General features: G+C 70.1%; 11 protein-coding genes. 6 read left to right on the top strand and 5 right to left on the bottom strand.

Annotation, left to right across the window (positions count from 1 at the left end; genetic code table 11):
• Positions 1–173: 173 nt before the first annotated feature.
• Positions 174–2591: a RelA/SpoT family protein gene (locus V6U90_RS09935; RefSeq protein WP_334433815.1), complete on the top strand. Its 2418-nt coding sequence runs from the start codon at positions 174–176 to the stop codon at positions 2589–2591.
• A 77-nt stretch (positions 2592–2668) separates the two neighbouring features.
• On the opposite strand, the gene V6U90_RS09930 is transcribed toward V6U90_RS09935, so the two are convergent.
• Positions 2669–3502, bottom strand: coding sequence for a peptidylprolyl isomerase (locus V6U90_RS09930; RefSeq protein ID WP_334433745.1), 834 nt, complete (start codon positions 3500–3502; stop codon positions 2669–2671).
• A gap of 44 nt (positions 3503–3546) precedes the next feature.
• Positions 3547–4413, bottom strand: coding sequence for a peptidylprolyl isomerase (locus V6U90_RS09925; protein WP_334433743.1), 867 nt, complete (start codon positions 4411–4413; stop codon positions 3547–3549).
• Positions 4414–4674: 261 nt separating this feature from the next.
• Between V6U90_RS09925 and V6U90_RS09920 the strand changes: the two genes are divergently transcribed.
• The 3 genes from V6U90_RS09920 (at position 4675) to V6U90_RS09910 (ending at position 7797) form a co-directional block, all read left to right on the top strand.
• A complete protein-coding gene (locus tag V6U90_RS09920; protein WP_334433741.1) occupies positions 4675–5394 on the top strand; it encodes an MBL fold metallo-hydrolase in 720 nt (239 codons plus the stop codon).
• A gap of 39 nt (positions 5395–5433) precedes the next feature.
• Positions 5434–6762, top strand: coding sequence for a histidine--tRNA ligase (gene hisS, locus V6U90_RS09915; protein WP_334433739.1), 1329 nt, complete (start codon positions 5434–5436; stop codon positions 6760–6762).
• A 93-nt stretch (positions 6763–6855) separates the two neighbouring features.
• Entirely contained in the window at positions 6856–7797 is a 942-nt protein-coding gene (locus tag V6U90_RS09910; RefSeq protein ID WP_334433737.1) for an acyl-ACP desaturase, read from the top strand.
• A 125-nt stretch (positions 7798–7922) separates the two neighbouring features.
• Here V6U90_RS09910 and V6U90_RS09905 read toward each other — a convergent pair whose 3' ends face one another.
• Complete coding sequence (locus tag V6U90_RS09905) at positions 7923–8438, bottom strand: PaaI family thioesterase (RefSeq protein ID WP_334433735.1); 516 nt, start codon at positions 8436–8438, stop codon at positions 7923–7925.
• Positions 8439–8492: 54 nt separating this feature from the next.
• Between V6U90_RS09905 and V6U90_RS09900 the strand changes: the two genes are divergently transcribed.
• Positions 8493–8969, top strand: a complete 477-nt coding sequence (locus tag V6U90_RS09900) for a winged helix-turn-helix transcriptional regulator (protein ID WP_334433733.1) — start codon at positions 8493–8495, stop codon at positions 8967–8969.
• Between the two features lie 23 nt (positions 8970–8992).
• On the opposite strand, the gene V6U90_RS09895 is transcribed toward V6U90_RS09900, so the two are convergent.
• Entirely contained in the window at positions 8993–9823 is an 831-nt protein-coding gene (locus tag V6U90_RS09895; RefSeq protein WP_334433731.1) for an SGNH/GDSL hydrolase family protein, read from the bottom strand.
• Positions 9824–10252: 429 nt separating this feature from the next.
• Between V6U90_RS09895 and V6U90_RS09890 the strand changes: the two genes are divergently transcribed.
• Complete coding sequence (locus V6U90_RS09890) at positions 10253–11305, top strand: S1 family peptidase (protein WP_334433729.1); 1053 nt, start codon at positions 10253–10255, stop codon at positions 11303–11305.
• 82 nt (positions 11306–11387) lie between these two features.
• On the opposite strand, the gene V6U90_RS09885 is transcribed toward V6U90_RS09890, so the two are convergent.
• Positions 11388–12083, bottom strand: a complete 696-nt coding sequence (locus tag V6U90_RS09885) for a hypothetical protein (RefSeq protein WP_334433728.1) — start codon at positions 12081–12083, stop codon at positions 11388–11390.
• Positions 12084–12291: the final 208 nt, after the last annotated feature.

Raw genomic sequence — 12291 nt, 5'->3', positions numbered from 1 at the left:
GTGTGCGGTGGGGGTAGCATTGCCCTTTGCTGACCGGGTGGGAGGCATCCGCCGGGCAGCGTGCAAGGCCACGCCGACCGGTACCGGTCGGTGTGGGAGTCAGGCCGGCCGGCGACGGTCGGTTCATCCGGCGAGCGGTGAGGAGGCCGGTGTCCCACGATGTCGTCCCTCCGGTGGAGGACACGGTGCACCCGACAGGCGAGGCTGACAGCTCCCCGACAGACCGGACCGGCGTCCCACCGGTGACCGGCCCGGTTGCTGAGCCGGCCCAGGCCGCGACCATCGCCGACGGCGAAGCACCCATTCCGGCCACCGTATCCGGTTTCGGGCTGGCCAGCGCCCCGACCGGGCGGCGGGTCCGGGCCCGGCTGGCCCGGTTCAACGCCCCCTGGCAGACGTCACAGGTCAGTGAGGTGCTGGAGCCGCTGATCTCGACGCACCGGGAGAACCATCCCAAGGCGGATGCCCGGCTGCTCCAGCGCGCCTTCGACCTGGCCGCCCGCTGGCACTCGGGGCAGTACCGCAAGTCCGGTGACCCCTACATCACCCACCCGCTGGCCGTGGCGACCATCCTGGCCAACCTGGGCATGGACACCACCACCCTGGTCGCTGCGCTGCTGCACGACACGATCGAGGACACCGACTACACCCTGGACCAGATGCGGGTGGACTTCGGTGGCGAGGTCACCCTTTTGGTCGACGGCGTCACCAAGCTCGACAAGGTCAAGCTCGGTGACGCGGCCAAGGCCGAGACCATCCGGAAGATGGTCGTGGCGATGGCCAAGGACCCCCGGGTGCTGGTGATCAAGCTTGCCGACCGGTTGCACAACATGCGGACCCTGACCTTCCTGCCCCGACCCAAGCAGGAGCAGAAGGCCAAGGAGACCCTGGAGATCCTCGCCCCGCTGGCCCACCGGCTGGGTATGAACACCATCAAGTGGGAGCTGGAGGATCTGGCCTTCGGCACGCTGTTCCCCAAGCGGTACGAGGAGATCAACCGGCTGATCGGGGAGCACCAGCCACAGCGCGAGGCGCTGCTGAAGCGGGTGACGCAGAAGGTCCAGGTCGACCTCAAGGCCGCGAAGATCAAGGCGGAGGTCACCGGGCGGCCCAAGCACCTCTACTCGATCTACCAGAAGATGATCGTGCGGGGGCGGGACTTCAACGACATCTACGACCTGGTCGGGGTGCGGATCCTGGTCGACACGGTGCGGGACTGCTACGCGGCGCTGGGGGTGATCCACGCCAACTGGCAGCCGGTGCCGGGCCGGTTCAAGGACTACATCGCGATGCCCAAGTTCAACATGTACCAGTCGCTGCACACCACGGTGATCGGGCCGACCGGCAAGCCGGTGGAGATGCAGATCCGGACGTACGCGATGCACCGTACCGCCGAGTTCGGTATCGCCGCGCACTGGAAGTACAAGGAGCAGAAGGGCACCCAGATCGTCGGCCCGCCGGCGCACATCGACGAGATGACCTGGCTGCGGCAGTTGCTGGACTGGCAACGGGAGGCGGCCGACCCGAGCGAGTTCCTGGACGCGTTGCGGTTCGACCTGTCCAGCCAGGAGGTGTACGTCTTCACCCCGAAGGGCGACGTCATCCCGTTGCCGACCGGTTCGACCCCGGTGGACTTCGCCTACGCGGTGCACACCGAGGTGGGGCACAAGTGCATCGGTGCCCGGGTCAACGGCAAGCTGGTGCCGCTGGAGTCGACGCTGTCCAACGGCGACGTCATCGAGATCTTCACCTCGAAGTCGGACACCGCCGGCCCGACCCAGGACTGGCTCGGTTTCGTCAAGAGCCCCCGGGCGCGGACGAAGATCCGGCAGTACTTCAACAAGGAGCGCCGGGAGGAGGCGATCGAGGCCGGTAAGGACTCGATCGTCAAGGCCATGCGCAAGCAGGGCATGCCGTTGCAGCGGATGCTCACCCCGGACGCGCTGATGGCGATCGCCCGGGACCTGCACCTGGCCGACGTGGCGTCGCTCTACGCGGCGGTGGGGGACAGCCAGGTCTCCGCGCAGTCGGTGGTGCAGAAGCTGATGGCCACCTACGGCGGCGAGGAGGGCGCGGCCGAGGACATCGCGGAGACCGCGGTGGCCACCCGTCCTCCGCGCAGCCGGGCCAGCAGCCAGGACCCCGGCGTGGTGGTACGGGGGGTGAGCGACGTCTGGATCAAGTTGGCCCGCTGTTGCACCCCGGTGCCCCCCGACGCGGTGTTCGGGTTCGTCACCCGGTCGGGCGGGGTCAGCGTGCACCGGGACGACTGCGCCAACGCCGAGGACCTCAAGGTGCAGCAGGAGCGGATCGTCGAGGTCACCTGGAAGCTCACCTCGGCATCGACGTTCCTGGTGGCGATACAGGTCGAGGCGCTGGACCGGCACAAGCTGCTCGCCGACGTCACCCGGGTGCTCTCCGACGAGCGGGTCAACATCCTCTCCGCCACCGTCACCACCACCCGGGACCGGGTCGCGGTGAGCCGGTTCAGCTTCGAGATGGCCGACCCGAAACACCTGGGCCACCTGCTGGCCGCGGTCCGCAAGGTCGACGGGGTCTTCGACGCGTACCGGGTCACCTCCGGCGCCTGACCGCAGCCGCTCAACCGAAAGCGAGGGGCCCGCCGGCACTGCCGGCGGGCCCCTCGACGTTCAGAGCGTCCGGTGGGTCAGCCCTGGATCTCGCTCATGGTGAGCGACTTGATCAGGACCTCGGTCTTCGGGTGGCCGTCGCCCTCCTGGTTGGCGTTGTCGCTGCCGGCCGCGCCGACCTTCTTGACCAGGTCCATCCCGCTGGTGATCGTGCCGAGCACGGTGTAGCTCGGGTCGAGCTGCGCGTCGCCGTAGACGATGAAGAACTGGCTGCCGGTGCTCGCCGGCTCCTGGGTCTTGGCCATCGCGATGACGCCCTCGGGGTACGCCGGGCGCTTGTCGGTGGGGAGGTTCTCCTCGGCGAAGCGGTAGGTCGGCCCGCCGGTGCCGTCGGTGTCCCGGTAGCCCTTGCCGGTCGCGCTCGGGTCACCGCACTGGAGCACCTTCAGCTGACCGGTGGTGAGCCGGTGGCACTTGGTGTTGTCGAAGAACTTCTTGCTGGCCAGGTGGGTGAAGCTGGCGGCGGTGCAGGGCGTCTGGGTCAGGTTGACCTTGGCGGTGATCGGACCCAGGCTGGTGTCGATCGTCATCACCTGGGTGCCCGAGTTCTTCGCCTGGACCGCCGGCAGGCCCACATCCTTGACCTGCTTGGTCCGAGCCTCGGCCGGCACCTCGTTCCACGCGCACAGGACGGACCCGCCGTTGCTGGCGGCGGTGTCGGTCGACTTGTCGTCGTCGCCGAGGCTGCTCACCAGCCAGACCGTACCGGCGATGACCAGCAGCAGCGCGGCCCCGGCGGCGACTGCGGCCTGGGTCTGGCGGCGCTTGCGGGCCCGGGCGGCCCGCTCGGCCATCTCCTTCTCGAGCCGGGCCCGCGCCGCCGCGCGCTGCCGCTCTTTGGTGGACGTCACGGTCACTCCTTCTGGCTGTCTGTGCGGTGCGGTCTCGGTGCCGGTCAGCCGGCCGCGCTCGGGCTGGCCGCCGGGGCGCCGGTCGTGGCCGCCGGGGCCGGCGCGGTGGTCGGCTCGCCCACGGTGAGGCTCTGGATCACCACGTCGGTCTGCGGCTTGACCTTTGCGCCACTGCCATTGTCCACCGTCGGTAGCGCCCCGATCTTCTCCACCACGTCCAGACCACCGGTGACCTTGCCGACGATCGGGTACGCCGGCTGCGTCGCCTTGTGGTCCTTGAAGAAGATCAGGAACTGGCTGCCGTTGGCGCCCGGCGGGCTGCTGATCATCGCGACCGTGCCCCTGGGGTACGCCGCCGGCGCGTCCGCCGCCGGGCTGGCCGGCGCGCTCGGCGTGTTCTCGCTGAAGAAGCTGTACGTCGGGCCGCCCAGGCCGGTGCCGCTGGGGTCACCGCAGCGCAGCGCGCCCTCGGCGGTGATCTCGTGGCACTTGGTGTTGTCGTAGAACGAGCGGCCGGCGAGGTGGGCGAGGCTGGCGCCGGCGCACGGGGCGCCGGTCAGGTCCAGGTCGACGGTGATCGGGGCACCCTGGTTGGTGGTGATCGTCATCGGCCGGGTCCCGCTGGCCGGCAGGCCGGTGGTGGCCGGGGTGCCGACGTCCTTCAGGTTGTTGTTGGCCGAGGCGTCCTGCGGGGTCCAGGCGCACTGGTCCTGGGCGGTCTCCTGCTCGGGCTCGGCGTCGAAGCCACCGAGTGCCCAGACCGAGCCGAGCACGATCAGTACCAGGGCGAGCGTGGCGCCGACGCCGGCCTGGATCCGCCGCCGGCGGCGCGTGGCGGCGGCCCGCCGTGCCATCTGGCGGTCGAGCTTGGCCCGCGCCAGTTTGCGCTGCCGGTCCCTGCTGGAAGCCACCGTGCGCTCCCCTTCCTCTAACCTGGTCGTCGTGGCGGACGGGCATGCCGCGCCGTCGGGCGTCAAGTGCGCCACGCCACACGCCCGCCAGAGTGTACGGCTATCCGCTGTGAATGTGTTGTACCAGGTGGGTTCTGCGTTTATTGGTGCCTGTCGTTGTCGTCGGACAACGCCCCGCCCGGCCCGGTCCGGGCGGGAAATCAGCGGGCCTGGCCGGTTAGGCTGCCGGTGGGTCCACAACCGGACGGAAAGGGGAGCAGCGTGCTCGTGGCCGGGTTTCCCGCGGACGCCTTCGGCACCAACTGCTACGTGGTGGCCACCGGGCCGGGGGAGCAGTGTGTCGTGGTCGACCCCGGTATCGGCGTTCTCGACCGCCTTGACGACCTGCTTGCCGAGCACCGGCTGCATCCCGCCGCGGTGCTGCTCACCCACGGTCATCTCGACCACACCTTCTCGGTCGCGCCGGTCTGCGGCGCCCGGGGTATCACCGCCTACGTGCACCCCGGTGACCGGGAGATGCTGGCCGACCCGACCAAGGCGCTCTCCAGCGATCTCACCCAGCTCTTCGGTGGCCGGCTGCGCTACACGGCCCCGGATGACGTCGCGGAGCTGACCGACGGCGCGACGCTCTCCCTGGCCGGGCTGGAGATCAGTGTCGACCACGCCCCCGGCCATACCGGCGGGTCGGTGCTGTTCCGCCTGCCGGGTGCGGGCTCGCCGTGGGAGGCCGACCAGGTCTGCCTCTCCGGGGATGTCCTGTTCGCCGGCTCGATCGGGCGTACCGACCTGCCGGGCGGCAGCATGCCGGCGATGTGGACGAGCCTGCGGGAGAAGATCCTCCCGCTCGCCGACGACACCGTCGTGCTGCCCGGCCACGGACCGTTGACCACCATCGGCCGCGAGCGCACCCGCAACCCGTACCTCATCGAGGCGGCGGGCACCGGCGGCGCGCGCCCGGCCGTTCCCCACCGAGGCTGGTAGACCACCCCGCGCGTCTCGCGCGGGATTTCGAGGAGAGTCATGAGCAAGCCCATGCCCATTTCCGGCTTCCCGGAGTGGACGCCACCGCAGCGGATGATCGAGCAGTACGTCCTCGGCCGGATCCGCGACACCTTCGAGCTGTACGGCTTCGCGCCGCTGGAGACCCGGGCGGTCGAGCCGCTGGACCAGTTGCTGCGCAAGGGGGAGACCTCCAAGGAGGTCTACGTGCTGCGCCGGCTCCAGGAGGACCCGGGCGGTCCGGCCGGTGACGACGCGCTCGGCCTGCACTTCGATCTGACCGTGCCGTTCGCCCGGTACGTGCTGGAAAACGCCGGCAAGCTCCAGTTCCCGTTCCGGCGCTACCAGATCCAGAAGGTCTGGCGCGGTGAGCGCCCGCAGGAGGGGCGCTACCGCGAGTTCGTCCAGGCGGACATCGACATCGTGGACCGGGACACCCTGCCGGCGCACTACGAGGCGGAGATGCCGCTGGTGATCGGCGACGCGCTGCGGGCGCTGCCGATCCCGCCGGTGCGCATCCAGGTCAACAACCGCAAGATCTGTGAGGGTTTCTACCGGGGCGTCGGGCTGACCGATCCGGAGGCCGCGCTGCGGGCGGTCGACAAGCTCGACAAGATCGGTCCGGAGAAGGTCGCCGCGCTGCTGGCCGAGACCGCCGGGGCGAGCGAGGCGCAGGCCAAGGCGTGCCTGGCGCTGGCCGAGATCTCCGCCGAGGACGCCTCCTTCGCCGACGCGGTACGCGGCCTGGGTGTGACGGACCCGCTGCTGGACGAAGGGCTCGACGAACTGGTCCGGGTGGTGGAGACCGCGGCGGCGCACACGCCGGGGCTCTGCGTCGCCGATCTGCGCATCGCCCGGGGCCTGGACTACTACACGGGTACGGTCTACGAGACCCAGATGCTCGGCTACGAGCGGTTCGGTTCGATCTGCTCGGGTGGTCGGTACGACAACCTGGCCAGCGCGGGTACCACCCGGTTCCCCGGGGTGGGTATCTCGATCGGGGTCACCCGGCTGCTCGGGCTGCTCTTCGGCGCCGACGAGCTGTCCGTGTCGCGCAGTGTGCCGACCTGTGTGCTGGTGGCCCTGCCGGCGGAGGAGCAGCGGCCGGAATGCAACCGGATCGCGGACGCGCTGCGGCGGCGGGGCATCGCCTGCGAGGTGTCCCCGTCGGCGGCGAAGTTCGGCAAGCAGATCCGGTACGCCGAGCGGCGCGGCATCCCGTACGTCTGGTTCCCGGGCGCCGAGGGCAACCCGGACGAGGTGAAGGACATCCGCTCCGGGGAGCAGGCGGTGGCCGAGCCGGATCACTGGGCGCCACCCGCCGACGACCTGCGCCCGGTCGTCTCCTGAGTCACACCGGCCGAGATGTGTGGGGTGGCTGGCTGGCGTGAACGGCGAATCCGACCTACGGTAGCGTAAGTTACGCCACCGTAGGGAGATGCTGTGTCCGTCGCCGCGCCATTGAGCCAGACCGCCCTGCTCATCGAGCTGGAGCCCGTCGTTGCCCGCAACCTCGACCGGCACCTGTCGGTCGCCAAGGAGTGGTTCCCGCACGAGTACGTGCCGTGGAGCGAGGGCCGTACCTTCGACGGGCCGCTGGGCGGCGAGGCATGGTCGCCGGAGGATTCACCGATCCCGGACGTGGCCCGCACCGCGCTGGTGGTCAACCTGCTCACCGAGGACAACCTGCCCTCGTACCACCACGAGATCGCGACCCTGTTCGGCCGGGACGGCGCGTGGGGGAACTGGGTGCACCGCTGGACGGCGGAGGAGGGGCGGCACGGCACCGCCATCCGGGACTACCTGACCGTCGCGCGCAGCGTCGACCCGGCCGCCCTGGAGCGGGCCCGGATGACCCACATGTCCACCGGGTACACCAACGTGCACGGCGACGAGGTGCTGCACTCCCTGGCGTACGTGTCGTTCCAGGAGCTGGCCACCCGGATCTCGCACCGCAACACCGGTCGGGCCAGTGGCGACCCGAACTGCGAGGCGCTGCTGGCCCGGGTCGCCGCCGACGAGAACCTGCACATGATCTTCTACCGCAACCTGCTCGGGGCGGCCTTCGAGCTGGCCCCGAGCCAGGCGATGAGGGCGGTGACCGACGTGGTGCTCGACTTCCAGATGCCCGGTAACGGGATCGAGGGCTTCGCCCGCAAGTCGGTGGAGATCGCCCTGGCCGGCATCTACGACCTGCGGCAGCACCGGGACGAGGTGGTCACCCCGGTGCTGCGGCAGTGGGACGTGTTCAACCTGACCGGTCTGGACGCCGACGGTGAGGCGGCCCGGGAGGAACTGGCCCGGTACCTCGACAACCTGGAGCAGGCGGCCTCCCGGTTCGAGGAGCGGCGCGAGGCCCGCCGCGCCCGGTTGGCCAACCGCTGACCGGCGCACCCGGCCGTCTGCGGTGCCGGTGGCGAACTCCGTCGTGCAGGTAGCCGGTCATCTCCTCCGTCGCCCGGCCGGCCGCTGTGCGCCGGCCAGCCTGGGCTGACCACCCGGCGCGGCGGTCAGGTCGCCGCGTCGAGCGGGAAGATCAGGCAGTTGGAGGTGGCGTGGGCGACCAGCCGGTCGGCCGCGTCGGTCAGTCTCGCCTCGGCCAGTGCGGTGCGCCGGCCCCGGTGCAACACGGTGCCCGTGCAGGTCAGTAGGCCGGATTCGACGGTCACCGGCCGGAGGAACTTCACGTTCAGGTCCAGCGAGGTGTATCCGGTGCCGGGCGGCAGCGTGGTGTGCACGGCGCAGGCGGCTGCGGTGTCCAGCAGAGTGGAGAGCACCCCGCCGTGCACGGTGCCGAGCGGGTTGTAGTGGAACTCCTGCGGGGCCAGCTCGACGGTGACCTGACCGTCGGCCGCTGTCATGGCGCCCATGTCGATCAGATGCGCGACCGGTGGTGGCGGCAGCTCGCCGCTGATCATCGCGTGCATCAGGTCGAGCCCGCTCCGGTGGCCGAGCTGGGCCTGGTGGCTCGCCGGGTCCGGCCAGGCGAAGGTCCGGCTCCGTACCGGATTCTGGGTCTGTGTCATGGACGCAGCCTGGCAGCGGTTGCTGCGTCTGTCAACGAGACCTAGCCTGGGGGGATGAGACCCGTAGCTCTGGACTGGTCGGTGGAGAACTGCACCATCGCCCGCGCCATGGAGATCCTCGGTGAGCGGTGGACCCTGGTGGTGCTGCGCGAGGTCTTCAACGGGGTCCGGCGGTTCGACGACATGCGGGTCCGGACCAACGTCCCCCGCCAGGTGCTGACCAACCGGCTGGCCACCCTGGTCGACCGGGGGGTGCTGCGCCGCGAGCCGTACCGCGAGCCCGGTGCCCGCCTCCGGCACGAGTACCGGCTGACCGCGATGGGGATGGACCTGTGGCCGGTCCTGGTGGCGGTGCTCGGTTGGGGCGACCGCTACCTGGCCGATCCGGACGGTTCACCGCTCGTCGTCCGGCACGCGGACTGCGATGGCCCGGTCCGGGCGGTGCTGCGCTGTGCCGACGGCCACGACGTGACCGAGTTGCGGGAGATCCGTCCCGCGCCGGGCCCCGGCGCCCGGCGCCGGACGGACTGACCCCGTCCGGCGCCGGCCCGGGATCACCAGCCGAAGCCGGCCGCGTACGAGGTGCTCGCCAGAACCTGCTGCCCGGTGGTGTTGGGGTGGAAGTAGTCCCAGGTGGAGAGCTGGCTCAGGGTGAACGGGTAACTGAACACGGCGTTGTTGTCGAACGTGCAGTTCGCGCCGTACGCCGCGCACGCCTGGGCGAGCTGCGTGTTGTAGTCGATGACCCGCTGCCGGACCCGGGCCCGCCGGTCCACGTCAGCCTGTGCGGTCGAGGTGGGGTTGGCCAGCATCGACTGGCAGATGCCGAAGAGCGACCACGCGGTACGGGCGCTGCTGCTGTCCTTGCCGACCGACCAGAGCCGGTGGATGTCGGGGACGCTGATCAGGAACACCCGGGCGTTCGGTAGCCCGGTCTTCAGCCGGTTGAGCGCGGAGTCGATGTTCGCCCGGTAGGTGGCGACCGGCGTCATCGTCGACTCCGAGCCGGTGCAGGCGTCGTTGGCGCCGATCAGCATGGTGACGTACCCGACGCCCTGGCTCACCGCGCTGCCCGCCTGGCCGTACATGTCGGCGGACTTCGCACCGGTCTTGCCGTCGTTGTAGTTGCGTCCGTTGATGTTCGGATTCACCGTACGGATCCGCAGGTAGTGGCTGTTCACGGAGGAGTAGTCGCCGGTGCTGAAGGATCGGGACGTGCAGTCGACGTACCAGCCGCAGGCGTTGAACCCGCGGGTGATCGAGTCGCCGAGGCTGGCCATCGAGTTCGGTGGCGGCCCGGCGTCGGCGACCGCCGGTGCGGCGGTGAGGGTGACGAACGCGGTGATGGCGGCGAGCACGGTCAGCGCTCTGCGGCGGTGGGTCATGGGGGCCTCCGGATCGCGGGTGCCGGGACAAAGCGGGGTGGGCAGATAATATAGATGGACATAGGTATAGACAGCGCTCGTTGGCGTGCGTCCGGAGTGGTCCGTCGGTGGGTTTGCGGGGTGCTCCGCGTGTCGCCCGGGGGTGCGCGGCGGGATGTCCGGGGCGGAGGAATCCATCGGTGGTCCGGGTGAGTGCTCCATCGGCCGATCGGTTTGCCCTGTCATCGGCCGTCCGGATGGGCGCGTCGCCGGAGGGCTGGTTGGGGGACCTGTCCTGTTGACACGTCCCGGACCAACCCGGCTGATCTGGGGGAATCGACCGGGCTGAACTGAAGTATTCACATATTTCACTGTCTAGGCAAGACCAGCTCCAACGGAATTCATCCGGACGAAACCCGCCAAGCCCCCACCTTCTTCGGGAGGCCCCGTATGCGACCCACGAGGTCATCGCTCCGCCGTGCCGTGACGATCGTCGCCGCCGGCACCCTGGTCGCCGGCTCGCTGATGAGCGCGCCCGCGCAGGCAGCACCCGCCGTCCTCGCCTCGCCCGATGCCGCCGCCTCGCTGTCCGAGCGGCTAGGTGACCGCTCCGCAGGCGCGTACGCCGACGCCAGCGGCAAGATGGTCGTCACCGTCACCGACGAGGCCGCAGCCCGCGAGGTGCGGGCCGCCGGCGCGACTGCGAAGATCGTCAAGCGCGGCGCCGTCGAACTCAACCGGGCCACCACGGTCCTGGAGAAGTCGGCCAAGATCCCCGGTACCGCGTGGTGGATCGACCCGGTCAGCAACCAGGTCGTGATGTCCGTGGACAGCACCGTCACCGGCGCCAAGCTCGACCGGGTCAAGGCCGCGGTGGAGAGCCTGGGCGGCACCGTCCGGCTGGAGTCCGAGTCCGGCGTGCTGAGCACCCGGATCTCCGGCGGGCAGGCCATCTACGCCGGTGGCGGCGGTCGTTGCTCGCTCGGCTTCAACGTCCGCAGCGGCAGCACCTACTACTTCCTGACCGCCGGCCACTGCACCAACATCTCGTCGAGCTGGTACTCCAACTCCGCGCAGACCAACCTGCTCGGCACCCGGACCGGCACCAGCTTCCCGGGCAACGACTACGGCATCGTCCGGCACAGCAACTCGGCCAACGCCGCCGGCAACCTCTACCTCCACAACGGCAGCTACCGGGACATCACCGCCGCCGGTAACGCCTACGTCGGCCAGTCGGTGCAGCGCAGCGGCAGCACCACCGGGCTGCGCAGCGGCTCGGTGACCGCCCTCAACGCCACGGTCAACTACGCCGAGGGCTCGGTCTACGGCATGATCCGGACCAACGTCTGCGCCGAGCCGGGCGACAGCGGCGGCGCGCTCGTCAGCGGCAGCATCGCCCTGGGCCTGACCTCCGGCGGCAGCGGCAACTGCACCTGGGGCGGCACCACGTTCTTCCAGCCGGTGCCCGAGGCGCTGAGCGCCTACGGGGTCAGCATCTTCTGATCCTGTTCCTCGGTACCACCCCTACCGTGACGGGCCGCCGGGTAATCCCGGCGGCCCGTTCCGTGTTTCCTGGTCCCTCGATTCAGCGTCTGGTCAGCTCAGCGCCGACCAGTACGACATGACCGTCCGGTACGTCGCACTCGATGGTGAGCACCAACTCGTCGGCTCCCTCGACCGGAAAGGTCAGTGGTTGCGACGGGCTGGCCGAGCTGGCGGACCGGGTGCCGCGTACCTGTCGGGTCATTGTGTCGTCGACCTGCTTGACCCCTACCACCGCGGTCACCCGCACGACCGACTCCCGGTCCTCCGGCGCGGCGAAGTGAGGCCGCAGGGTTACCGAGAAGTCGAGGTACCGGCGGCGCAGTGGATAGCTCACCGAGCGGGCCCGGTCGCCGGTGTTGTTGGAGGGGCAGGCCACGGTCACCGGGTGCGTCAGTCCGGCGTCGGCGAGGGCGCGCGGCAGGGGCCTGAGGTATCCGGCCCCGGTCTCGGGGTTCAACGCATCGAGGTATACCCGGCTGCCGGTCGATGCGCCGGTGGTCGGATCGGTCGGTACACCGGTGGTCGGACCCGGGGTCGCCGGCAGTGCCGGCGCCGTCTGGGCGGGCGGCGTGGCCAATGGGCCGGCCTGCTGCTTCGGCAACTGCCAGGCCAGCACTCCGACGAGGGTGCCGATCACCGTGACCCCGAGGGAAAGGACTGCCGTCTTCTCGCCGATGGTCAGGTGGTGCCAACCACGTCCGGCGCGGAGCACCCGAGCCTCCCCGGGATCAGCCACGGAACCTCACCTTCCGGAGATCGGTAAGCGAGGGTTCATTGTCCTGGAGGCGCTACGTTACCGAGACCCCGTGTAGTGACAGATTGGTGACAGCGCGCTGGTGGAACCTGTGGGATAAATGCGCCCCGATCCGTGGTCGTCCGCCGACCGACGTGAGGAGTCACAGGATGTCCTCTGACCACGTGCCGTCACCCGCCCGTCCGCTTGA

The sequence above is a fragment of the Micromonospora sp. CPCC 206060 genome, assembly GCF_036906895.1.
In the GTDB taxonomy this organism is placed as follows: domain Bacteria; phylum Actinomycetota; class Actinomycetes; order Mycobacteriales; family Micromonosporaceae; genus Micromonospora.
This window is presented reverse-complemented; position numbering and strand designations above follow the sequence as displayed.

Bases quoted from the DNA above. Each gene is read 5' to 3' on its own strand.
- hisS (WP_334433739.1), top strand. From the start codon at position 5,434: ATGAGCAAGCCCATGCCCATTTCCGGCTTCCCGGAGTGGACGCCACCG.
- V6U90_RS09905 (WP_334433735.1), bottom strand. From the start codon at position 8,438: ATGACACAGACCCAGAATCCGGTACGGAGCCGGACCTTCGCCTGGCCG.
- V6U90_RS09900 (WP_334433733.1), top strand. From the start codon at position 8,493: ATGAGACCCGTAGCTCTGGACTGGTCGGTGGAGAACTGCACCATCGCC.
- V6U90_RS09895 (WP_334433731.1), bottom strand. From the start codon at position 9,823: ATGACCCACCGCCGCAGAGCGCTGACCGTGCTCGCCGCCATCACCGCG.
- V6U90_RS09890 (WP_334433729.1), top strand. From the start codon at position 10,253: ATGCGACCCACGAGGTCATCGCTCCGCCGTGCCGTGACGATCGTCGCC.